Below are 22,319 nucleotides of genomic sequence, written 5' to 3'. Positions count from 1 at the left end.
GCTGCATCGCCGATCGGAGCCGTACCATGACTTCTCCTCTTAAACACTCCGCTGCCCTGCTTTGCATGGGGGCCGTTCTCAGCATCGCCTTGGTTGAGCCGGCGCTGGCGCAGACCGCGAACATCGAAGGCGTGCTGCAGAACATCGTCAACATGCTGACCGGCAACGTCGCTCGGCTACTGGCGACGCTGGCGGTCATCATTGTCGGCATCGCCTGGATGTTCGGCTATCTCGATCTGCGCAAGGCGGCCTACGTCGTGCTCGGCGTCGCCATCACTTTCGGCGCCTCCGAGGTGGTCTCGACGTTAACCGGAGGTCACTGATGAGCGAGGCCGCGCGTCTCACGGAGGACACCTTGTTCCTCGCCTGCACGCGTCCCGCCATGGTCGCCGGCGTCACCATGGAAGCCATGGCGCTCAACGTGATGTTCTCCTGCATCCTGTTCTTGGCAGCCGGGAGCATCGTCTACGGCCTGGTCGCGATTCCGATCCATGGACTTTGCCGCATCATCTGCCGGCACGATCCCAACATGTTCCGGATTCTGCTCGCCTGGATCGAAACCCGAGGCCGCGCGCGCAACGCCGCATTCTGGGGCGGCTCATCCTGCACGCCGCTCAAACTCCTGCGGCGATATCGAACAAGGGACCTCGGTTATGCGTAACAGGGCGCTGAAAACCCGGGAGATCGAGCCCGACGTCTACCTGCCGTTCGGCCGGCATGTCACCAACACGGTGATCAGTCTCACGACCCGAGCCCTGATGACGGTGATCCGGATTGACGGCACCTCGTTCGAGACCGCCGAGACCTCGGATCTGAACGATCTGCACGGCAAGCTGAACCTCACCCTGCGCAATGTTGCAGATCCGCAACTGGCGCTCTGGAGTCACGTGGTGCGCCGCCGGACGTCGGTCTGTCCCGACGGCACCTTCCGGTCGACTTTCGCAGCCGCGCTTGACGCACAATATCGAGAGCGGCTTTGCAAGGAAGCGCTGTTTCGCAACGATCTCTATCTGACCCTGGTTTGTCACCCCGGCCGTGCGGCAACAGATACGGCGGCTGCGTTCTTTCGGCGGCTCAGCCGAAGCACCTCAGATTCTGCCGAGGCCGACAGCGCCGCCCTGAAGCGGCTTGACGACGCAACGCGAGACATCGTTGCGGCCCTCGACCGTTACGGCGCCCGGGCAGTCGGATTGGTCGAGCGCGAGGGCATCACCTTCTCAGAACCGATGGAGTTGCTCCACGCTCTCACCTCTGGGGAATGGATGCCGATGCCGTTGCCGCAAGGACCGATCGGTCCCACGCTCTATTCCAACCGTGTCATCTTCGGCCGCGAAGCGCTCGAGATCCGCGGCGCCGGCGGATCGCGGTTCGCTGGCATGTTCGGCCTGAAGGAATATCCGGCATCCACCAAACCTGGCCTGTTGAACGCGCTGCTTTCCGCGCCGTTTGAGCTCATCGTCACGCAATCATTCGCGTTTTTGGCGAAGGCGGACGCCAAGACGGTCCTGACGCGGAAGCAGAACCAGCTGGTCTCGGCCCAGGATCCGGCCGCCTCACAGATCGACGAGCTCTCTGACGCGCTCGACGACCTCGAATCCAACCGTTTCGTGCTTGGAGACCATCACCTTTCGCTCCTGGTCTACGCCGATACGCCGTCCCAGCTGCAGGACCACATGAGCGTGGCGCGGCGCTCGCTCGCCGAAGCGGGTGCGGTGGTCGCCCGGGAAGACCTCGGACTTGAAGCAGCTTATTGGGCGCAGCTTCCTGGGCTCTTCAAATACCGGGCGCGCACTGGCGCGATCAACTCGCGAAATTTCGCGGCATTCTCTCCGTTCCACACCTATCCCACAGGGAAGCCTGCGGGCAACCATTGGGGTCCGGCCGTTGCGATGCTCAAGACCGCGTCCGGCTCGCCCTTCTACTTTTCATTTCATCATGGCGACCTCGGCAACACCTTCATCTGCGGCCCCTCAGGGTCGGGTAAAACCGTCGTGCAGAACTTCCTGCTGTCACAGGCGGAGCGGTTAGGCGCGTCCTACGTCTTCTTCGACAAAGACCGTGGCGCGGAGATCTTCGTGCGCGCCCTCGGTGGCGCATATTTAACTCTCAACAACGGTGCCCCGACCGGATGCGCGCCGCTCAAGGCGCTGGAGCTGACGCCAGCGAACCTGTCTTTCCTGGGTCAACTTGTTCGGAAACTCGTCACGCCGGACGACCGCCCACTGACCGTGGTCGAGGAGGAACGGATCGATTCCGGACTGCGAGCGCTCGGTCAGTTGCAGCAATCGGAGCGTTCATTTGGGACATTGCGGGCTTTTCTTGGACAGCAGGACCGCGAGGGGATTGGCGCGCGGCTGGAGCGATGGTGCCGGGGCGCTCCGTTCGGCTGGGTGCTCGATGGCGATCAGGACGCCATCGGCTTAGAGGCCGCGTTCATCGGTTTCGACATGACCGATCTCCTGGATCATCCCACGGTGCGCACGCCGCTGATGATGTATCTGTTCCATCGCGTGGAGCGGCTGATCGACGGACGACGCCTGATTATCGACATCGACGAGTTCTGGAAGGCGCTTGGAGACGAGGCGTTTCGTGATCTCGCCAACAACAAGCTCAAGACCATCCGCAAGCAGAACGGTGTCATGGTGTTCGGCACGCAGTCACCACGCGACGCGTTGGCATCGCCAATCGCGCACACCATTGTCGAACAGTGCCCGACCCAGATCTTCCTGCCGAATGCGCGGGGCACGCGCTCGGACTATGTCGACGGCTTCCATCTGACCGACACGGAATTCCGCCTGATCAAGGAGGAGCTCGCGCCCGAAAGCCGGCGCTTTCTGGTCAAACAGGGGCACAACTCGGTGGTGGCGGAACTTGATCTCCGCGGTTTCGACGACGCGCTCGCCGTCTTGTCGGGACGCACCGAAACCGTCGAGCTGCTCGACCGCGTCCGCAAGCAGGTCGGCGACGACCCTGCACAATGGCTGCCGGTGTTTCACGCGGAGCGGAGGAAAATCCCATGACAATCCAGCGTGGGCCGGCGGCGCTCGCCTGCCTGTCAGTCATCGCCCTACTGACGGCCTCACCCGCCGGGGCGGAGATCGTGTTCGACCCAAGCGTCTATGCGCGGCAGTTTGAGCAGCTGACGGAGCTGAAGAAACAGGTCGACACCCTGACATCACAGCTCAAGGTCGCACAGGATCAATTAAGCCAGGCCAAGCAGCTCTACGACAGTTTCAATAAGCGGACAAACGTCAACGACATCGGCGCGCTCCTGAACACGCCACAGTTCCGGAAAGTCCTGCCCCAACAGTTCTCGGACATCGAACGTCTTGTTGCAGGGCAGGGCGGCGGCAACTTCGCCGATGCTATCAATCACTATCTTTCGCAGAACCGCGCGTATTCCGGCAACAGCGGCAACTCCTACTACCAGAGCGAACTCGACCGGATCGCCCGACAGACTGGTGCGAAGCATTCCCTCGGCCAAGCCGTATACGACACCGCCTCGCAGCGGATTGATGCGCTCGAGGAGCTCCGGGCTCGCATAAGCTCAGCGACCGACGCCAAGGAGGTGCTCGATCTCTCGGCCCGGCTGCAGGCCGAACAGGCGCTCCTGCAGAACGATGTGCTCCGAATGCAGGGGCTGGCGATGATCCAGCAGGCCCGCACAGATATGGATGGGCAGCGGGAGCGGGAGAGACGGCGACAACTGGTCGACGAAATGAAGGCGGCCCTGCAATGAAGTCGAGGCTTGCCATTGTTTTCCTCACCGTGGCCGCCGCGTGTCTTACAGGCTGCAACGATGCCAACAAGAGTCAAGAAGCCAAAACCGTCGGCTGGTTCTTGGATCATCGGGATGAGCTTTCGATAGCTCTCAAAACGTGTCGCGACAATCCGGGCGAGCGCGGGAAAACACCCGACTGCATCAACGCCAATGAAGCCCGCAAGAAGGCCTTCGTCAAAGAGATGAAGGACGCCCTGAAGTAAGGACCGCCACGATGACCATAAACGTCTTCGACAGCTTCCTGAAGGAGTTCGAGCACCCGATCACGGCATTCGTGTCGACTTCGGTCTCGAACCTCGCCTCTTACATCGACGGTCCACTTCGCACCGCCGTCACGCTCTATGTCATCCTCTACGGTTTTGCGGTAATGCGCGGCGCGATCTCCGAGCCGATCATGGAGTTTGCCTGGCGCGCCATGCGTATCGTGGTCGTGGTATTGCTAGCAACGAATTCCAGCGCATTTCAGCAATACGTCACAAGCCTGTTCTTCGACTCTTTGCCGAAAGAAATCGGCAATGCGTTAGCGGGCTCAGGATTGAATACCAGTTCGGGAGCGCCCTTCGATCAACTTCTCTCCAAAGGAATCGATGTCGCCAATAAGATCTACGATCAAGCGGGAATAACCGATGTGGCGCCGGCACTGATTGCGGGCATTCTCCTCGTTTTTGTGGCGGTTGGTTCTTTCTTACAGTTCGCTATTCTTCTCTATGCCAAGGTTGGTCTAGGCGTTGTCATCGCGCTCGGCCCGATCTTCATTGCCTTGGGACTGTTTGAGGCAACGCGCCCCTTTACCGAAGCCTGGCTTCGGCAGCTCGCGAACTTCGTGATCCTGCTGGTCCTTGTTGTCGCGCTGGTCGGGTTGATGCTGTCCACTGTCAGCGGCTTCATCGACAGGTTTGGCACCAACGCAGGCACGGCGGGCGAGATGGTGGTTGCCGCGGTCGCCATCAGTGCGGTGCTGGGTCTCTCGGGATACATCTCGCTTCAATTGCCGATCATCGCAGGTGGTCTCGCCGGGGGCGGGGCATCGCTTGCAAGCCGACTTGTCACCAGCCCGATGATTGCCAACGCCACGGCCGCTGCTGGCGGCGCCTATGCCGGCGCTCGCTGGTCGGCCGGCCGCGGCCTCGCCGCACTCAGAGCCAGCCGTCAAGGCGGCAGCATGCGGCGCGCTCAATCCCAGGGGACTTCGACAACGTAAGCAAAGATCGCCGGCATCAGGCGACGATAGAGACAGGGGCATCAGAACGATGTGGCGTCGACTATTCATTATTTGTGTCATCGCATGGCAGCTTGGCGGCTGCGCCAACTGGTCAAAGGGGCCGCCGTCCTGTGATGGCCTGGCTCGGCGGCCGCTCAATCGTTCGCTCTGGGATTGGGAGTCCAGTGCGCCTCCAGCGCCACCTGAGCCGCAAGCTTCGCCGTCTGCACCCCTCATCCGGAAGCGTGAGGGCAACTCGGTAGCAACTCCGACCCATCTCGCCGCATTCGGCCGCTGGGACAACATTGCAGCCTCGTATCGCGCCTGCGGCAAGGAGGCGTGAGATGGTCGGGCATGACGATCTGAAGAGCTATTTCGAGAATGCGCGGCGGTGGGAACAGGATCTGTTGCTCTCGGCCCATCGCTCGCGGCGAACAGCCTGGGCGGTTGCCGCGGGCGCCTGCATCTTGGCGGTCGCCTCAGTCGGTGCGGTCGCAGCGCTGGCGCCGCTGAAAACCGTCGAGCCGTTCGTCATTCGTGTCGACAATGCCACCGGCATTGTCGACACCGTCTCGGCCCTTAATTCGACTCCGGCCCGCTACGACGAAGCCGTCACCAAGTATTTCCTTGGACGCTACGTCCGCGCGCGTGAAGGTTACAGCTATCCGGAGGCGGAAACGAATTTTCGGACGATTTCGTTACTTTCGGGGCAGGGCGAGCAGGCGCGCTTCGCTGCCTGGTACCGCGGGTCCAATCCCGAAAGCCCGCAAGTCGTTCAGGGCCGCTTCGGGGTTGCCACGGTCCGGATCAAAGCGATCTCTCTCCTAGCCGACAATGTGGCGTCTGTGCGGTTCATGAAAGAGAGCCGCAAGGGCGAGGAAACCCATGTGACCCACTGGGTCTCGACCCTAACGTTCACTTACGCCAACGCACCGATGTCATCCGCCGACCGTCTGATCAATCCGCTCGGCTTCTTGGTTTCGGAATATCGCGCCGATCCGGAGGTCGTGCCATGAAACGTTTCGCGCTTCTGATCACATTCGCTCTCGGATTTGCGGCACCCGTGCTGGCGCTACAGCAGCCCGTGCCCGGTCAACACGATGCGCGCGTGCGCACTGTGACCTATGACCCGGCCAATGTAGTCCGCCTCAACGGCGTCATTCGTGCCTCAACCCAGGTCGTGTTTGCGGATGACGAGGAAATCGCGCACGTCGCGATTGGTGACGCAATCGCATGGGAGGTTGCACCTGCAGGTTCAATCCTGTTCCTCAAGCCCCGCGAAAAACATCCACCGACCAATCTGCAGGTCGTCACGACCCGCCCCGATGGACGCAAACGCTCCTATCAATTCGAGCTGTCGATCGCCGAGATGACGCTGGCCGACAGTTACTTCGTCGTCCGCTTTGCCTATCCTGGCGACGAGATCGAGCGTCGGCGTGTTGAGGCGGCCGCTCGGGGCGCCGAGCGGGAAGGAGCGCTGATCGATCAGACCTTTGACCTGCATCATGCGTATGGCGCGCGCAACTGGCGCTTTTCGGCACAAGGCTCGATCGACCTCGAACCCGAAGCCGTCTTCGATGACGGCAAAGAAACGACCTTTCGCTTCGCAGGCAATCGCGAGATCCCGGCGATCTACCTGATCAACTCGGACGGCTCGGAAAGTCTGGTGCCCAAGGATGTCCGCGGTGAGCTGGTGGTGGTTCACGCCACGGCTCGCGAGTTTCGGCTTCGCAAGGGCGACATCGTCCTCTGCATCTTCAACGAAGCGTTCGATGCTGTCGGCGTCAATCCCGGCACCAACACCACAAGCCCCTCGGTCGAGCGGCGGGCGAAGAGATCATCTCCAACCCTTAAGGCACGATGAGGCGGGTGCAACATGACCGAGCTTGAACATGAGACGCTTGCCGGCGAGCGCGGAATTACTCCGGTGGGGGGAAGGGACAGCAGTCGAACGGCGATGCTCAAGCGCGGCTTCGGCGCGCTCGCGCTCACCGCATTCGCCTTCCTGATTATCTGGGGAACCTGGAAGAGCGACAAGCCCGTCAGCGAGTCCGCCCGCAAGCTCATGATCCGCCAGGCCGCGGCCTTCGAGCCCGTCGCGGAAACACCCGCCGCGCCGGTCACCACCGCATCCATTCCGGTCGCACCTATCTCAGCCGCACCGACGGCGCCTGCGCCCGTGACGGACCAGATGCTGGAAAGCGCGCGGCGCGCGCCTGTGCTGGCCTACAACCGGCCAGTGACATCGGGACGTCCGTCCCGCGACGTCCCGACTGGAGGAGTGCCTGTTGATCCCTACGAGTTTGGGCGGGCCGAGCCACGCAACGAGCTTGCCGACAAGCTCAAACCCACGCCCATCGAGGGCGTGCGGGCAGCGCGGCTGCCCAATCGCAATCTTCTGGTCACACAGGGCACGTCGATTCCGTGCGTCCTCGAGACCGCGATGTCGTCGGATGTGGCCGGCTTCGTCTCCTGCGTCGTGCTGCGCGACGTGATGTCGGATTCCGGCAACGTTGTGCTCATGGAAAAGGGTACGCAAGTGGTCGGCGAGTATCGTGGCAATGTCCGGCGCGGTTCCAAACGGATGTTCGTTCTATGGACTCGCGCCAAAACTCCGACAGGTGTCATCGTGGCGCTGGCCTCGCCCGCCACGGATGCGCTCGGCCGGGCGGGGTTCGATGGCGACATCGACACGCACTTGTGGGAGCGCTTCGGCTCGGCGCTATTGCTGTCAATCGTCGGCGATGCCTCTTCGATCGGACGCCAGCAGCTGCAAGACGGATCGATCCAGATCAACAACACGGCTGGCGCGACGAACACCGCCGCCGGCATTGCCGTCGAGCAATCCATCAACATCCCGCCAACGCTGAGCAAGAATCAGGGCGAGCTCGTGAACATCTTTGTCGCGCGCGACCTCGATTTCTCGTCGGTCTACCGGCTCAAACGGATCGAAAGCCGCACCCAGATTCTCGACCGCACCCTCCCGGGAGGCCTCGTCGGACCGGCAATGGTGACGAAATGACCACGGCCGCGTCGATCGAGCGGGACGGTGGTCGGCTGGTGCTGGCGCGCTACCTCGAGCCACTGGCGCCATACCTGGCAGACGACACCCTCACTGAAATCGTCGTCAACCGCCCGGGCGAGATTTTGGTGGAAGGGCCCGGCGGTTGGACCAGGCATGAAGCCGCTGCCCTCACGCAAACGTACCTCTCACATCTAGCAACCGCGGCCGCCAGTCACACCCGTCAGGACATCGGCCCGGAATACCCGATGGTCTCGACAAGCCTACTCGGCGAGGAGCGCTGCCAGATCGTCGTTCCGCCAGCCGTGCCTGTTGGCACGATCAGCCTCACAATCCGTAAACCCTCGACATTGACTATGAACCTGGACGCTCTTGAGCAGGTAAAGCTGTTCGATGAGGTCCGCTCCGCCAGTGACGAGCTGGACGCTGACGAGCATCGACTGCTCGCTCTGAAAGAAGCCGGCCAATGGCGCGAGTTCCTTGAGCTTGCGGTGCGCACCCGCCGCAACATCCTGATCTCGGGGGCGACGGGTTCCGGCAAGACCACTCTGTCTAAGGCACTGATTGCGGCGATCCCGGCGCATGAGCGGCTGATCACCATTGAAGACACCGCCGAGCTGGTCATCCCGCATCAGAATTGCGTCCGGCTGCTCTATGCCAAGGACGGGCAGGGTATGGCCAAAATCGGCCCTCGCGAACTCCTCGAGTCGTCCTTGCGCATGCGGCCCGACCGCATCCTGCTGCAGGAGCTTCGCGACGGCACCGCCTTCTTTTATCTCCGGAATGTGAATTCGGGGCACCCGGGATCGATCACGACCGTTCACGCGGACAGCGCCCGCCTTGCCTTCGAGCAAATGACACTGCTGGTCAAGGAGAGCGCGGAGGGACGGGACCTCCATCGCGACGACATCCGTTCGCTCTTGCTGCACTTAGTCGACGTCGTCGTCCAAATGCAGAAGCGTAACGGCCGCTACCGCATCTCGGAAATCTACTATGACCCCGTTCGCAAACGCGACCACGCCCGTTAAGGCAGCCCGGAGCACGGCGCTTGCGCTTTTGGCCGGTGCAGTCTTCCTGCTGGTCGCCTCGAACGTTCTGCTGCTCGGGCTCAGACTTCACGATGGCGGCTTTCACTGGTCGGAGATCGCCACGGGCTGGCCGCGCTATGGCGCTGACCCACGCTTCGACCGCTGGCTGACACTGTCGACCCTCGCCGGCTTGATTGTCGTCTTTGGTCTGCTCGGCGCCATTCTCCGACAGCGTCCGCTTCCCCTTCACGGCAAAGCCCGTTTCGCAACCGAGCGCGAGATCAAGGCTGCCGGCCTGCGATCGAAGGAGGGTCTGCTGCTCGGCCGCAAAGATGGACAAATGCTTTGCTTCGGCGGATCGGAACACGTCCTCCTCTACGCCCCAACCCGCGCCGGGAAGGGCGTTGGCTATGTCATTCCTAACCTGCTCAATTGGCCGGATTCGGTTGTTGCCCTCGATGTCAAGAAAGAGAACTGGGATCGTTCGGCAGGCTTTCGCGCTGGGCACGGCCAGGAGGTCCATCTCTTCGACCCGCTCGACGAGAACGGTCGCACCGCGCGTTACAATCCCCTGGGCTATGTGCGCAGCGATCCCGCCGACCTCTATGACGATCTGCAGCGCATCGCGGTGATGTTGTTTCCGGCCGAGAGCCGCGGCGATCCGTTCTGGTTCGAGGCGGCACGTTCGGCCTTCGTAGCGATTGGCGGTTTTGTCGCGGAAACGCCGGGCCTACCACTGACGATCGGTGAGATCCTGCGCCAGCTGTCAGCGACTCAGGATCTCAAAGCTCATTTCGACAAGACCATCGCCGAGCGCAAGATGGGTTCTTCCCCGCTATCGCGGCACTGCATCACGGCGCTGATCGATTTTCTCGCTGCCTCCGAGAATACGTTGAACTCGGTCCGCAAGACTGTGACGGCCCGCCTTGGCCTCTGGCTCAATCCCCGCATTGATGCCGCAACCTCGGCCAATGACTTCGATCTGCGGCAGCTGAGGCAGCAGCCCATGTCGATCTATCTCGGCGTGACGCCCGACAATCTCGATCGCATGGCGCCGCTCCTGAATCTGTTCTTCCAGCAGGTGGTCGACCTCAACACCCGCGAACTACCCGAACAAAACCCCAAACTCGCTCGCAAGGTGCTGCTCTTGCTGGACGAATTTCCGGCGCTGGGCAACGTCAATGTGCTGGCGAAATCGGTCGCCTTCGTCGCCGGGTACGGCATTCGCCTCCTCACTGTCGTCCAGAGCCCGGCGCAGCTCCGCGCGATCTACGGGGTCGATGCGGCCCGGAACTTCATGACCAACCACGCGGTGGAGGTCGTGTTTGCTCCCAAGGAGCAGGACGTGGCGAATGAGCTCTCGGATCGCATTGGCTACGATACGGTGACTGCACGCAGCCGCAGCGGACCGAAAGGACTTAACAGGCGGTCTACCAGTGAGACGGTATCCGAGCATCGTCGCGCCCTGATGCTGCCGCAAGAGCTGAAGCTTCTTCCGAAATCCAAAGCCTTCATTCTCGGCACCGGCATTCGCCCCATTATCGCCGACAAGATCATTTATTATGAGGATAAATCTTTTCTGAAACGATTGCTGCCGGCGCCTGTCCCGCAGATGCTCAAAGGTCGTTCAAACGCACTGCTCGACGCTGAGATCAAGGAGCTGCGCTCCGAGATTGCCGAGTTGCGCGTGGTACTCAGAGCGCGGCCCATGACCGATGAGGAGGTGGCCGACCCCTCCACGATCCCTGCCGACGCAAGTTTTGATTTCGGTAACGTGGATGTCGACCTCGAAGGCCTCTCCGAAGACGAGCTGAAAGCCTGGACCCTGAACTACATCGACGCTCAGGTCATTCCGCAGACGCAGCGGACCGGCCGCAAGCAGAAGCGTGAGCAGCATGAACGACAGGCATAACGTGAGCGAGGAATTCAGCCTAGAGCGGCAACGTCGCGCGGGGCGTGCTTCCGCTCGAGAAATGGAGGAAGACGGGTCCGTAGCAACAACCCCCAACAAGCCTTCGTCCGCGGAGGTCACCGATAGTGCGTTTCCGGACCGTATCCGTCGGAAATATTACGTGGTGGCCAGTGAGTCCGAAAAGGATGGATCTGGCCGCGAAGCGCGGCTGTATGCCGATGAGCGAAAAGAGTATCTTGCGTTCAAGTCTACTGACGATCGCCTCGTCACTCGCATAGCTACCGCCGAGGTAATCCGGGACATGGTCAGCGTGGCACAGCATCGCCAGTGGGAGGCACTTCACGTCCGTGGTTCCGTCGAGTTCCGGCGCGAGGCGTGGCTCGAGGCTGGCGCGCGCGGAATAGAGGTGCAGGGCTATCAGGCAAACGAGCTTGATCGCCAGGCGCTCACTGACCGACGAGCCGCATGGGATCGAGCCCAGGCCCGGACCAACGGTTTAGAGGCTCGCTCGGCCTCCGACAGGTCACTGCAGGCGGATAGGCTCGACCACGACAAGGGCGTTTCCGGACGTCTGATGGAAGTCGGTTTCGGCCCGTATCGCAACCGGGCCGACGCGGAACCGTCCACCTATGTAGCCATCGAACTGGATGATGGCCGGCGACATCAGGTCTGGGGCGCCGGCGTTGTAAACGACGTCGCAGACAGTGGCGCCAGGCCTGGCGACCGCATCTCTCTGCGAAAGGATGGCGTCGAACCCGTCATCAGGGCGATCAAAGTCATAGACGCCGCCACAGGAATCGCAGGCACTGAACGGCGGAAGATGTGGCGCAACATGTGGAGTGTGACAGTGGAGGAACGCCGTGCGGACCGACCGGCGGCCGCGCATGATTCCGACCTGCTGGCGGCCCAATCCCAGATGGTCGTCATCAACAAACTTGTCGAACGCGCTCTGCCGAACGATGAGCATGCCCGCCAGAGCATTATGGCCTTCGCCAAGGAGCGGATCGCGCACCATGTCGAAAACGGTCGTTCGTTTGCACGCGCAAGTGTCCTAGACTCTGTTCAGGAGCGCCAACGAGCGACAACCGACAAAGACCAGGTGCATTACGAGGGGGCAAGAATGAAGGAGCGAGAGCGCTGATATCCGCCATCCTATGCTGGCGGCAGCCCCAGCCGACCCAGCGTCGTTACGCATCTCCTTGAAAGGCTGTAGGCGCTGCTGCGCGGGTCCCAATAACCTTACAAGGGCAGCACGGCCACGTACGCAACTGCGTCGCTGAGTCTCCGTCTCAAAGGAAGCAACTCACTCGTTACGACCGGATACGTTTCACTCCGTCGAGCAATATCTCAAGTGATCGCGGACAGACCGTGCTTGATTGAAGTTCAGAACAACGTCGTTGAGGAGGCGACGATGACCGCAAAGCACCTTTTTGCTCTTGGCGCATCGATGCACGCCGCGACGCTCACCGGTGGTGCCGTCGCCCAGGAGGCCGACGAACAGTACGTACAGATTGCGCAGATCGAGGTCGATCCCGTCCAATTGGACGCCTACAGGGCCGCGGTGCAGGAGCAGATCGATGCAGCAATTCGCAAAGAGCCCGGCATCCTGGTCCTGTACGCCGTGTCCGAAAGAGACAACCCCACGAAGGTCAAGGTCTTCGAGATCTATCGGAACAGGGCCGCCTACGAATCTCACCTCGCAACGGATCATTTCAAGACGTACAAGGCTACCGTCGAAAAGATGGTGAGATCGCTCAAGCTAATCCAGACGACGCCGATCATGCTGGGCGCGCAAACGAAATGAGACGAGCCGACCGGGTCCTGAACCCGATGACGTTGCCGGAGATCACGCGCTATCTCCGCCAGAACGCTCGCTCGCCCGGGCCACCTGACGGTAAAGCCGCAGAGATCAAAGCAGCTATTCATCCCGAGCGGTATGCTCAAACATCCGATTCCAGTATTTGGGAGCGGCGAGCCAGTAATTCGTGACAGCACGCCGACATCGCGTGCTGCGCGTGCGAACTGATTGTGGTGTGGTCGACTGCGCAGTGATGCCGACCCGTCGTCGCCAGGGCGAACAGGTCCGCGGCAGGCAAGTCGCGATGGCCTAGCCGGCCATAAGAATTCGCTATGGCGGCAGACCGCAGTCGTGCTTCCCCTGTCATCGAACGTAAATCTATTTTTACCGTCGACCGCAGCAAAAAATTCCCAGGGCAAGACCACTGAAGTGGCAGAGTTCGCGGACGCATCATTTTGTAGCAGCAACGGAGCGGGGAAATGACGATCGAGTTGAGCCGTCGGGGATTTTGTATCGGAACCGCTCTGATTGGGCTTCAGACCATGTCGTCCGGTGCCTTCGCCCGGGGCGAGGATGGCACCGTCAAGCTCGGCTTGGTCGCGCCAATGAGCGGTCCGAATGCCCGCTACGGCGCTTTCTCGCTGCGCGGCGCCGAGATGGCCGCGAAGGAGATCAACGCAGGTGGCGGCGTCGGCGGCCGCAAGATCAATGTCATGCCTGCGGATAGCCAGGGCACGCCGGTCGAAGGCGTTTCGGCGACCCGGCGCCTGATCGACCAGAGCCAGGTCGACTACATCATCGGCGACGTCTCGAGCTCGGTGACGCTCGCAATGCAGCCAGTAGCCGAGGACGCCGGCGTGCTGCTGCTCAATGCCGCCTCCTCGAACCCGAAGATTACTTACAAGGCGGGCGTCGGCGGCTTCAAATGGACCTACCGCAACTATCCCACCGATGAGAACCGCGCCCTGATCGTGCTGCAATACGCTGCCGAGAAGAAAGGCTTCACCAAATACGCCGTGCTCTCCGTCGATACCGACTATGGGCGCGCGGCCATCGAGTTCACCAAGAAGTACCTGCCTCGCTTCAAGAGCCAGATCCTGACGGAAGACTATTATAAGGAAGGCGAGGTCGATTTCCGCAGCGTGCTCTCCAAGATCCGCGATTCCGGTGCTCAGGCCATCATCATGTACGGCAACGCGGATAGCACGCCCATTGTCGGGCGCCAGATGATCGAAGTCGGCATCGCCGGCAAGATTCCGCTGATCGGCAATGCCGAATTCAATACGGCGAGCTCGATCAAGGCAGCGCCGAAGGCGCTCGAAGGAGCCATCGAGGCGGCGGCCTGGCTTCCGGCGTATGATTCTCCGAAGAGCAAGGCCTTCGTCGAGAAGTTCGTTACCGAGTACGGCGAGGCGCCGAACAATCACGCCTATGTGCATTGGGAGACGGTTCATCTGCTCGCAAAGGCGATCGAGCAGGCTCAGAGCATCGATCGCGAGAAGGTTCGCGCCGCGCTCTCCGCCATCCACTACGAAAGCGCAGTTGGCGAGGTGACCTTCGACGATCACAATCAGGCCCGCTTGCCGATGATCCTGCTGGAGATTGAGCACGGCAAGCCCGCGATCAAGGGAGCCTACTCGGCCGAGATCGACTATCCGAAGTAAGACGGCGCAACGGAACGCACATGTTCTACACGATCATCGAGCAAGTCGTTAACGGCATCGTGTCCGGATCGGTCTATGCGATCGTTGCCGTCGGCATGACGATGATCTTCGGCGTGCTGCGCGCCATCAACTTCGCCCATGGCGAATACTATATGCTGGGGACCTTCGGGGCCTGGTTCGCGATCGACTATTTCGATCTGCCCTATCCGGTGGCGATCGTGATCGGCGTGGTGGCGACGGCGATGATCGCCGTTGTGGTCGGCAATTTCGTGATGCAACGCATCGTGGGGGCGCCAGCCGAGGCTGGCGTGCTCGCAACTCTCGGTGTCGCGTTGATCCTGCAGAACACGGTTATCCTGGTGTTCGGTGGCAGCTACAAGTTCTTCTCCGGCGGCTACATCGAGCCGGTGAGTATATTCGGCTTCACGCTGGCCGAGCAGCGCATCCTGATCATCATCGTCGGCCTGATCGTGTTCGTTGGCCTCGAATTGATGGTCACCTACAGCAGGATGGGCAAGGCTATGCGCGCGGTGTCGCAGAACATCGAGTGCTGCGCGGTGGTCGGCATCGATGTCCGCCATATTGCTCTGTGGACCTTCATCCTCGGCGCCGGCCTTGCGGGGCTGTCCGGCGTGCTGACGGCGCCGGTCAATGTAAGTGTCTATGGCGGCATGGGAGAGCTCATCACCTTCAAAACGCTTCCGATCATCATCATGGGCGGGCTCGGCAATGTCCGCGGCACGTTCGTCGCGGCGATGATCCTCGGTATCGCCGAGAGCCTTGTTGCCACCTACGTCGGCCTGCAATTTCGCGACACCGTGGGCTTTGCGACCCTCATGCTGGTGCTGATGTGGCGACCGCACGGGCTGTTCTCCGCGCAGGCGCGCTTCTGATCGCATGGATGTGACATGACCGAGATCGTCCGGGACCAGACCATGACGCAAGCCGGAAGCCCGGTTGCGACGACGGGACGCGATCTTCGCATTCCCTTCGGCCTCGCGCTGATTGGGCTGGCCTGTATCGCACCGCTGTTCCTCGGCAATTATCCGCTGCATGCGATCATCATCGCGTTGATCTTCCTGCTGCCGGCGCATGGTCTCAACCTGCTGCTTGGCTATACCGGGCTGTTGTCGCTGGCGCAGGCAGCGTTCTTCGGCATCGGCGCCTACACGTCGGCGCTGCTGGCGGTGCATTTCGGCACGCCGTTCTATCTGAATTTCCTCGCTGCGGGCCTCGTGACCGGCGCCATCGCGCTGCCGCTTGGCATCCCGGCGCTGCGGTTGCGCTCGACGTCGTTCGTGATGTGCACGCTCGGTTTCGTCATCATCGGCCAGGCGATCGCCAAGAACTGGATCAGCCTGACGCGCGGCGACATGGGCCTGGCGGCAATTCCCAAGCCTCACTTCGCGCTCGGGCCGGCCTCATTCACGGTATCAGGGACCGTCGGTTTCTATTATTTGGTGCTTGCCATCGCGGCGCTGGCGACTCTCGCCGTCTATCTGATCGTGCGATCGCCTGCCGGTCGCAACATGATCGCCATTCGCGAGAACGAGACGCTGGCCGAATCCGTCGGAATCCCGACCTGGCACTACAAGCTCGTCGTCTTCATGATCAGCGCCGCCTTCGCCGGGCTCGGCGGCAGTCTCTATGCGCATTATTTGACCGTCGTCAGCCCATTGACCTTCCAGATGTACTACTCGACGACAATGCTGATCATCGTGCTTGGCGGCGGGGCGGGGACCATCTCGGGGGTGATCTTCGGCAGCCTACTATTCGTCGGCCTCACCGAAGCGCTGCGCGTTGCGCCGGAACTGCGCATGATCGCGTACGGCTTCTTCCTGCTCGCGCTCGTGTTCTGGTTCCCGAACGGGTTCGCCCCGTTGATCGGTCGCTTCTGGTCATTTCTCGAGAGGCGCAAATGAACGGGCTGCCGATCCTCGACATCTCCGGGCTCTGCAAATCCTACGGGGCCGTGCGCGCGGTCGACGGCGTCGATCTGCATGTCAATCGCGGCGAGATCTGCGGGCTGATCGGCCCCAACGGTTCCGGCAAGTCGACCTTCTTCGACTGCGTGACTGGACTTGCGCGGCCAAGCGCAGGTGCGGTGAAGCTCGACGGTCAGGACATCACCGGCTGGTCGCTGAACGATATCGCGCGCGAAGGACGCATGCTGCGCTCGTTCCAGAAGACGGTGGTATTCTCGGCGCTCGATATCGAGGAGAACCTCGTCATCGCCGGTCAGATGTTCACCTTCCCCGGAATCTGGTCGACCTTCGGCATCGGCGCCGCGGCGCGCAACCGCGTCGCGGCGTTGCGGGAGCGGGCGCGTGAGCTGATCAAGATCGCTGGCCTTTGGGACGTGCGCTTCCAGCCCGCGGGCAAGCTCTCGGGCGGGCAGCAGAAGCTGATCCAGTTCGCCTCGATGCTGATGCCCGAGCCAAAACTCATCCTGCTCGACGAGCCCATGGCCGGCATCAATCCAAAACTGATCGAGCGCGTGGTCGAGAGCATTCGTCTTGCTAACACCTCGTTCGGCGTCAGCTTCCTGATCATCGAGCACAATATCGACGTTGTCACGAGCCTGTGCAGGCGCGTGGTCGTGCTCGACCAGGGCCGCAAGCTCGCCGAGGGAACACCGGACGAGATCGTGCAAAACCAGGCAGTGCGGGAGGCCTATCTCGGTGGCTGAACCCTCTCTCTCGATCAAGGGACTGCGCGCGGGCTACGGCTCGCTCGATATTCTCAACGGCGTCGATCTCGACGTTCCGCAAGGGCAGTTCGTTGCGCTGATGGGTCCGAACGGCGCCGGGAAGTCGACCCTGCTCAAGACCCTGTATGGCATGACCACCGTCAAGGGCGGCAGCATCAACTGGCGGGGCAAGGACATTGGCACGCTGAAGTCGCGCGCGATCCTGGCCGAAGGCATCTCATGGGTACCGCAGGGCCGCTGCAATTTTCCGGTCATGACGGTCGACGAAAATCTGCAGATGGCCGCCTACACGCTGCGCGATGCCAGAGTGAAGGCGGAGCGCGACTATGTCTACGATCTCTTTCCGATCCTGAAGACCCGCCGCAACACGCTCGCGGGCAATATGTCCGGCGGCGAGCAGCAATTGCTCGAGGTCGCGATGGCCGTGCTGCAGCGACCAAAAATCCTGCTGGTCGACGAGCCCTCGGTCGGGCTGTCGCCGACCGCGATCGGTATCGTGTTCGACGAACTCGCACGCATCAACGCGGCCGGCCAGACCATCCTGCTGGTCGAGCAGAACACCAAGAAGGCCATGCAGGTCGCGCAGCGCGCCGTCATCCTGCGGCTCGGCAAGGTGATCTGGGATGGCCGGCCCGCCGACATAACGCACGAAGAACTCGGCGAGCTGTTCCTCACCGGGCGCATGCGCGGCGAAACCAACGTCGAGCACTGACACACTTTGCAACTCAAAGGACGACCACAGTGACGATCTTCGTGCCGGCCGCGCGCGTCTCGCGCATCAAGATATCCCCGACCACCGCAGCGTCTGCGCGCGTGCGCGAACTTAAGGCCGCCGGCCGCGACATCGTCGACATGGCGATCGGCGAGCCCGATTTCGACACTCCCGACGACGTCAAGGCGGCGGCACATGCGGCGATCGACCGTGGAGAAACGAAATACACCGCCGTCAACGGCACCATCGCGCTGCGCAAAGGTATCATTGCCGACTACAAGCGGCGCCTTGGGCTGGAGTATGCCGACAACGAGATCTGCGTTGGCGGCGGCGCCAAGCAGATCCTGTTCCTCGCGCTGATGGCAAGCGTGGAGGAGGGGGCGGAGGTGATCATTCCCGCACCCTATTGGGTCTCCTATCCCGACATGGTCATCGCCAATGACGGCAAGCCGGTCGTCATCCGCTGCTCGGAAAACCAGGGATTCAAGCTGACGGCTGATGCGCTGGAAGCTGCGATCACACCGAAGACGCGCTGGCTGATCCTCAACGCGCCATCGAACCCGACCGGCGCGGCCTATTCCCGCAGCGACCTCGAAGCGCTCGGCGCCGTTTTGCTGCGCCACCCCAACGTCCTCGTGCTCTCCGACGACATATACGATCAGATCTGGTATCGCGACGAGCCGGCAACGACGCTCGCCGCTGCAGTACCGGCCCTGAAGGATCGCGTCCTGCTCACCAACGGCGTGTCCAAAACCTACGCCATGACCGGATGGCGGATCGGCTATGCCGCAGGTCCCGCGCCGCTGGTCTCGGCGATCAACAAGCTGCAATCGCAGATGTCGTCCTGTCCGTCATCCATTAGCCAGGCAGCTGCGGCCCATGCGCTGACCGGCGACCAGTCCTTCGTACGCGACAGCGTCAAGCTCTACAAGGAGCGCCGCGACTATGCCTGTGCGCGGCTCAATGCGATTCCTGGCCTGTCATGCCTGGTGCCTGATGGCGCCTTCTATCTCTATCCCGGCTGCGCCGGCGTGATCGGCAAGACCACGCCCGAGGGCAAGGTTATCGAGAACGATCTTGACTTCGTGCTCTATCTGCTGGACGGCGTCGGCGTCGCCGCCGTGCAGGGGGCGGCCTATGGGCTCTCGCCCTATTTCCGCCTGTCGATCGCGACCTCTATGGAGGCGATCAAGGACGCCTGCGACCGTATCGAACAGGCCTGCCGGGCGCTGCGCTGAGAAACCGATTGAAATCAATGGGCTAGATAAGGGATACTGCCGGTCAGGAGCGTGGTTCCAGAGCAGCATTCCATCCTCATGAGCGTCGATTTCAGGAAGCTGAAGAGCTTCGTCAAGGTGGTCGATGCCGGCAGCGTTTCGCGCGCTGCCGGCCTCTTGCGCACCGCGCAACCGGCGCTGTCGCAGCAGATCGCGGCACTGGAGAGCCATTTCAAGCACAAGCTGCTGCTCCGCAGCAATCACGGCATCGTGCCGACCGAAGCCGGCCTGATCCTCTACCGTCATGCGCAATTGTTGCTGAAGCAGATCGAGCAGGCCCAGATCGATATCGACCAATCGACCAAGGCGCTGGCGGGACGGGTGTCGATTGGCTTGGCGACTTATTCGGCGTCGAGCACGCTGTCCCTGCCGATCTTGAAGGAGATGTCGGCGCTGCATCCGCAGATCATCGTCCATATCAATGACAGCTTTGGTCATGTCTTGAGCGAGCTGATCATGACCGGCAAGATGGACATGGCCATGATCTACGGCTCCGGTCCAATCAAGGGCGTCAAGTTGCAGCCGCTGTTTCGCGAGGAGCTGTATCTGGTTTCGCGCGCCGAGACGACGGCGAAGACGCCGACTGACGAGCCGTTGCCGCTATCGGCGTTGGCCGACGTCAAACTGCTGCTCCCGAGCCAAGGCCATTTCCTGCGCCGCCTGATCGACGAGTCCCTGGCGAGGGCGCGGGTGACGCCGAATGTCGCCTCGGAGATCGAATCGGTCTCCGCGCTTGGTGCGGCCGTGACCGAAGGGCTGGGCTCGACCATCCTGCCGGCCTCGGTCGCCGCCGCCAGCGCATCGAGCTTTGCCGGTGTCGAGGTGCGACGGCTGGTGCGTCCCGCGATCGAGGCGACCGTCTCGCTGTGCGTCTCCGACCATCTTCCGCTGTCGGAGCCAGCGCTTGCCACGCGATCGGTGCTTCTGACCGTGGTCGAGAAGCTGATGCGCAGCCATCCGCAGGGCATTAAGGCGGCCTAAGCAATACCGCTGAACGTCGAAGCCTGCGCTTTGCCGGTGCCCGGGCACTGGTTTCGCTAGGCCATAAACAAAACCTATGGCGGCAGACGTGAGTTGTGGTGGTCGTGTGCGACCGCTTTTCCTACGCTCGAAGACAATCGCTTCGAGGAAACAAATGGCCAAGCTCGCATTCGACACCGGAGGAACTTTCACCGATTTCGCGCTGCTCGACGACAACTGCGAATTGCATCTTCACAAGGTGCTGAGCACGCCGGCGAATCCTGCCGAGGCAGTGGTTCGCGGCGTCTCCGAACTGCTCGCGGAATTCGGCAGCGTCGTCGATCTCGATCATCTGCAGGTGCTCGGCGCAACCACCGTCGTCACCAATGCGGTGCTGGAGCGCAAGGGCGTCAAGACCGGCTTCATCTCGACCGCCGGCTTCCAGGACATGCTGCGCATTCGAAACGAGGGACGTTACGATCTCTATGATCTGAATCTCAAGTACCCCGATCCACTGGTGACGCGCGCGAACAGCTTTGGTGCGGTCGAGCGGATGTCGGCCAACGGCGAAGTGATCACGGCGCTGGAGGAGGACACGGTCCGCGAGATCGCCGGACGCTTGCGCCACGAAGGCATCAAGTCCGTCGCCGTTTGCCTGCTGCACGCTTACAAATATCCTGATCATGAGCAGCGCATCGCGGCGTTGCTGCGCGAAGAAGATCCCGATATCTTCGTGTCGCTGTCATCAGAGGTTTGCCCGGAGGTCCGCGAGTTCGACCGCGCCTCGACGACCGTCGTCAACGCGTATACGAGGCCGCAGATGTCCGGCCACGTCGCCCATCTCGAGCGTGAGTTCGCCGCAACGGGCATCAATCGCCAAGTGCTCTGGATGACCTCGTCGGGCGGTCTCGTGCCGAGCAGCCGCGCTGCGGAGCTGCCGGTGCGCCTGATTGAATCGGGCCCGGCTGCCGGCGCCGTTGCTGCTGCTGAATTCGGCCGCATCGCCGGGGAGGGCAGTGTGCTGTCCTTCGACATGGGCGGCACCACCGCTAAATTGTGCCTGATCCCGAACGGCGAGCCGACCGTCGGCACCGACCTCGAGGTCGCGCACTATCATCGCTTCCGCAAGGGCTCGGGCTTTCCGCTCAAAATCCAGTCGATCCGGATGATCGAGATCGGCGCCGGCGGCGGCTCGATCGCGGCCAAGAATCCACTCGGCCTGCTAGACGTCGGGCCGCGCTCGGCGGGCGCGATGCCTGGGCCGGCCGCCTATCAGCGCGGCGGCACCGAGCCGACCGTGACGGATGCAGACATCCTGCTCGGCTATATGGGCACCGAATCTTTCGTCGGCGGTTCGTTCAAGGTTTCGAAGGACGCGGCGTTGACGGCGATGACGAAGCTTGCGGCGTCGCTCGACGTCAGCGTTCCCCGCTGCGCCTTCGGCATCCACGATCTCGTCAATGAATCCATGAGCAAGGCGGCCGCCGTGCATGCGACCGACCTCGGCGTCGATCCGCGCAGCCTGCCGATGGTCGCGTTCGGCGGTGCCGGCCCCGTGCATGCCTATGGCATCGCGCGCAAGCTCGGCATCAAGCGCATCATCTGCCCGACAGGCGCCGGCGTCACGTCGGCGATCGGCCTCTTGATTGCGCCGGTCGCGGTCGATCTGTCGGCGAGCTTCCCGATGCAGGTGGACAATTGGGACTTTGAGACAATGGATCGCCTGCTTGGCGATCTCTCCGCGCAAGGTGCAGAAGTCGTCCGCGCCGCCGGGGTCGCGCCGGAGACGATCGTGAACAGCTACACGGTCGACATGCGCCATGTCGGTCAGGGCCACGAGATAACGGTCGCGCTGCCCAATCGCAGCCTGCCGCGCGAGAAATTCTTCGAACAGCTGCTCAGCAATTTCTACAAGCTCTATCGCGAGCTGTTCGGCCGCACCGTCGCGGGCTCGTCCGTCGAGGTGATCACCTGGCGCCTGCGCTCCAGCGGTGAGAAGGATCGGGTGACCCGTCCGCACACTCGCCATGCTGCCGAGGCGAAGAAGGGCACGCGCTCGGTCTATTTCAGCGAGCGCGGCGGCTTCGTCGAAACGCCGGTTTACGATCACTACAAGCTGCCGGTTGGCGAAGCCATCCAAGGGCCTGCCATCGTCGAGCAACGAGAGTCGACCGCCGTCGTCGGGCCGAGCGGCACGGCGCACGTCGACATCAACGGCAACCTCGTGATCAATATCGCCTAGGGAGGACGCCAC

At 62.0% G+C, this 22,319-nt stretch carries 21 protein-coding genes; all 21 read left to right on the top strand.

Going from position 1 to position 22,319, the window contains the following annotated elements; translation table 11 throughout:
* Positions 1-26: 26 nt before the first annotated feature.
* The gene (locus P6U27_RS38045) at positions 27-323 is read left to right on the top strand and encodes a TrbC/VirB2 family protein (protein WP_036029551.1); all 297 of its coding nucleotides are present in this window, start codon (positions 27-29) and stop codon (positions 321-323) included.
* Positions 323-661, top strand: a complete 339-nt coding sequence (locus tag P6U27_RS38040) for a type IV secretion system protein VirB3 (RefSeq protein WP_407123484.1) — start codon at positions 323-325, stop codon at positions 659-661. Before P6U27_RS38045 ends, P6U27_RS38040 begins: the two co-directional genes overlap by 1 nt.
* Positions 654-3,020, top strand: coding sequence for a VirB4 family type IV secretion/conjugal transfer ATPase (locus P6U27_RS38035; RefSeq protein WP_407194570.1), 2,367 nt, complete (start codon positions 654-656; stop codon positions 3,018-3,020). The genes P6U27_RS38040 and P6U27_RS38035 overlap by 8 nt, the downstream gene beginning before the upstream one ends.
* Positions 3,017-3,739, top strand: a complete 723-nt coding sequence (virB5, locus tag P6U27_RS38030; RefSeq protein WP_407194569.1) for a P-type DNA transfer protein VirB5 — start codon at positions 3,017-3,019, stop codon at positions 3,737-3,739. Before P6U27_RS38035 ends, virB5 begins: the two co-directional genes overlap by 4 nt.
* Positions 3,736-3,984, top strand: coding sequence for an EexN family lipoprotein (locus P6U27_RS38025; protein WP_407194568.1), 249 nt, complete (start codon positions 3,736-3,738; stop codon positions 3,982-3,984). The genes virB5 and P6U27_RS38025 overlap by 4 nt, the downstream gene beginning before the upstream one ends.
* Positions 3,985-3,995: 11 nt before the next feature.
* On the top strand, positions 3,996-4,982 hold the full coding sequence (locus tag P6U27_RS38020) for a type IV secretion system protein (protein ID WP_407194567.1): 987 nt from the start codon (positions 3,996-3,998) through the stop codon (positions 4,980-4,982).
* 344 nt (positions 4,983-5,326) lie between these two features.
* Positions 5,327-5,998, top strand: a complete 672-nt coding sequence (locus tag P6U27_RS38015) for a virB8 family protein (RefSeq protein ID WP_407194566.1) — start codon at positions 5,327-5,329, stop codon at positions 5,996-5,998.
* Complete coding sequence (gene virB9, locus P6U27_RS38010; protein ID WP_407194565.1) at positions 5,995-6,846, top strand: P-type conjugative transfer protein VirB9; 852 nt, start codon at positions 5,995-5,997, stop codon at positions 6,844-6,846. Before P6U27_RS38015 ends, virB9 begins: the two co-directional genes overlap by 4 nt.
* Before the next feature lie 12 nt (positions 6,847-6,858).
* Positions 6,859-8,004 carry a type IV secretion system protein VirB10 gene (gene virB10 / locus P6U27_RS38005; protein ID WP_407194564.1) on the top strand — a complete coding sequence of 382 codons (1,146 nt, stop codon included), beginning with the start codon at positions 6,859-6,861 and terminating at the stop codon, positions 8,002-8,004.
* Positions 8,001-9,032: a P-type DNA transfer ATPase VirB11 gene (gene virB11, locus P6U27_RS38000; protein ID WP_407194563.1), complete on the top strand. Its 1,032-nt coding sequence runs from the start codon at positions 8,001-8,003 to the stop codon at positions 9,030-9,032. The genes virB10 and virB11 overlap by 4 nt, the downstream gene beginning before the upstream one ends.
* Before the next feature lie 190 nt (positions 9,033-9,222).
* Positions 9,223-10,944, top strand: a complete 1,722-nt coding sequence (locus tag P6U27_RS37995) for a type IV secretory system conjugative DNA transfer family protein (RefSeq protein WP_407194562.1) — start codon at positions 9,223-9,225, stop codon at positions 10,942-10,944.
* A complete protein-coding gene (locus P6U27_RS37990; RefSeq protein ID WP_407194561.1) occupies positions 10,928-12,085 on the top strand; it encodes an LPD7 domain-containing protein in 1,158 nt (385 codons plus the stop codon). Before P6U27_RS37995 ends, P6U27_RS37990 begins: the two co-directional genes overlap by 17 nt.
* Before the next feature lie 270 nt (positions 12,086-12,355).
* Positions 12,356-12,748, top strand: coding sequence for a putative quinol monooxygenase (locus P6U27_RS37985; protein WP_407123224.1), 393 nt, complete (start codon positions 12,356-12,358; stop codon positions 12,746-12,748).
* 473 nt (positions 12,749-13,221) lie between these two features.
* On the top strand, positions 13,222-14,406 hold the full coding sequence (locus P6U27_RS37980) for an ABC transporter substrate-binding protein (RefSeq protein ID WP_407194560.1): 1,185 nt from the start codon (positions 13,222-13,224) through the stop codon (positions 14,404-14,406).
* Positions 14,407-14,426: 20 nt separating this feature from the next.
* Complete coding sequence (locus P6U27_RS37975) at positions 14,427-15,299, top strand: branched-chain amino acid ABC transporter permease (protein WP_407123226.1); 873 nt, start codon at positions 14,427-14,429, stop codon at positions 15,297-15,299.
* A 42-nt stretch (positions 15,300-15,341) separates the two neighbouring features.
* Positions 15,342-16,328 (top strand): branched-chain amino acid ABC transporter permease, encoded by a 987-nt coding sequence (locus tag P6U27_RS37970; protein ID WP_407123509.1) that lies wholly within the window; start codon positions 15,342-15,344, stop codon positions 16,326-16,328.
* Positions 16,325-17,095, top strand: a complete 771-nt coding sequence (locus tag P6U27_RS37965; protein WP_407123227.1) for an ABC transporter ATP-binding protein — start codon at positions 16,325-16,327, stop codon at positions 17,093-17,095. Before P6U27_RS37970 ends, P6U27_RS37965 begins: the two co-directional genes overlap by 4 nt.
* Complete coding sequence (locus P6U27_RS37960) at positions 17,088-17,828, top strand: ABC transporter ATP-binding protein (RefSeq protein WP_407123228.1); 741 nt, start codon at positions 17,088-17,090, stop codon at positions 17,826-17,828. The genes P6U27_RS37965 and P6U27_RS37960 overlap by 8 nt, the downstream gene beginning before the upstream one ends.
* A gap of 29 nt (positions 17,829-17,857) precedes the next feature.
* Positions 17,858-19,066 carry an aspartate transaminase gene (locus P6U27_RS37955; RefSeq protein WP_407123229.1) on the top strand — a complete coding sequence of 403 codons (1,209 nt, stop codon included), beginning with the start codon at positions 17,858-17,860 and terminating at the stop codon, positions 19,064-19,066.
* 78 nt (positions 19,067-19,144) lie between these two features.
* A complete protein-coding gene (gene nac / locus P6U27_RS37950) occupies positions 19,145-20,086 on the top strand; it encodes a nitrogen assimilation transcriptional regulator NAC (protein WP_407123230.1) in 942 nt (313 codons plus the stop codon).
* Between the two features lie 154 nt (positions 20,087-20,240).
* The gene (locus P6U27_RS37945; protein ID WP_407123231.1) at positions 20,241-22,307 is read left to right on the top strand and encodes a hydantoinase/oxoprolinase family protein; all 2,067 of its coding nucleotides are present in this window, start codon (positions 20,241-20,243) and stop codon (positions 22,305-22,307) included.
* The last annotated feature ends 12 nt before the right edge of the window (positions 22,308-22,319 follow it).

This window comes from Bradyrhizobium sp. STM 3566, from assembly GCF_045571445.1.
In the GTDB taxonomy this organism is placed as follows: Bacteria; Pseudomonadota; Alphaproteobacteria; order Rhizobiales; family Xanthobacteraceae; genus Bradyrhizobium; species Bradyrhizobium vignae.
Note: the sequence above shows the minus strand (reverse complement) of the source record. Positions and strands in the feature narration are given on the sequence as shown.

Excerpts from the sequence above, each read along its gene's own strand:
- P6U27_RS38020 (WP_407194567.1), top strand. The coding sequence starts at position 3,996 with ATGACCATAAACGTCTTCGACAGCTTCCTGAAGGAGTTCGAGCACCCG.
- P6U27_RS38025 (WP_407194568.1), top strand. The coding sequence starts at position 3,736 with ATGAAGTCGAGGCTTGCCATTGTTTTCCTCACCGTGGCCGCCGCGTGT.
- P6U27_RS37945 (WP_407123231.1), top strand. The coding sequence starts at position 20,241 with ATGGCCAAGCTCGCATTCGACACCGGAGGAACTTTCACCGATTTCGCG.
- P6U27_RS37975 (WP_407123226.1), top strand. The coding sequence starts at position 14,427 with ATGTTCTACACGATCATCGAGCAAGTCGTTAACGGCATCGTGTCCGGA.
- P6U27_RS37965 (WP_407123227.1), top strand. The coding sequence starts at position 16,325 with ATGAACGGGCTGCCGATCCTCGACATCTCCGGGCTCTGCAAATCCTAC.
- P6U27_RS37985 (WP_407123224.1), top strand. The coding sequence starts at position 12,356 with ATGACCGCAAAGCACCTTTTTGCTCTTGGCGCATCGATGCACGCCGCG.
- P6U27_RS38045 (WP_036029551.1), top strand. The coding sequence starts at position 27 with ATGACTTCTCCTCTTAAACACTCCGCTGCCCTGCTTTGCATGGGGGCC.
- P6U27_RS38040 (WP_407123484.1), top strand. The coding sequence starts at position 323 with ATGAGCGAGGCCGCGCGTCTCACGGAGGACACCTTGTTCCTCGCCTGC.
- P6U27_RS38035 (WP_407194570.1), top strand. The coding sequence starts at position 654 with ATGCGTAACAGGGCGCTGAAAACCCGGGAGATCGAGCCCGACGTCTAC.
- P6U27_RS37980 (WP_407194560.1), top strand. The coding sequence starts at position 13,222 with ATGACGATCGAGTTGAGCCGTCGGGGATTTTGTATCGGAACCGCTCTG.
- virB10 (WP_407194564.1), top strand. The coding sequence starts at position 6,859 with ATGACCGAGCTTGAACATGAGACGCTTGCCGGCGAGCGCGGAATTACT.
- P6U27_RS38015 (WP_407194566.1), top strand. The coding sequence starts at position 5,327 with ATGGTCGGGCATGACGATCTGAAGAGCTATTTCGAGAATGCGCGGCGG.
- nac (WP_407123230.1), top strand. The coding sequence starts at position 19,145 with ATGAGCGTCGATTTCAGGAAGCTGAAGAGCTTCGTCAAGGTGGTCGAT.
- virB5 (WP_407194569.1), top strand. The coding sequence starts at position 3,017 with ATGACAATCCAGCGTGGGCCGGCGGCGCTCGCCTGCCTGTCAGTCATC.
- virB9 (WP_407194565.1), top strand. The coding sequence starts at position 5,995 with ATGAAACGTTTCGCGCTTCTGATCACATTCGCTCTCGGATTTGCGGCA.
- virB11 (WP_407194563.1), top strand. The coding sequence starts at position 8,001 with ATGACCACGGCCGCGTCGATCGAGCGGGACGGTGGTCGGCTGGTGCTG.
- P6U27_RS37990 (WP_407194561.1), top strand. The coding sequence starts at position 10,928 with ATGAACGACAGGCATAACGTGAGCGAGGAATTCAGCCTAGAGCGGCAA.
- P6U27_RS37970 (WP_407123509.1), top strand. The coding sequence starts at position 15,342 with ATGACGCAAGCCGGAAGCCCGGTTGCGACGACGGGACGCGATCTTCGC.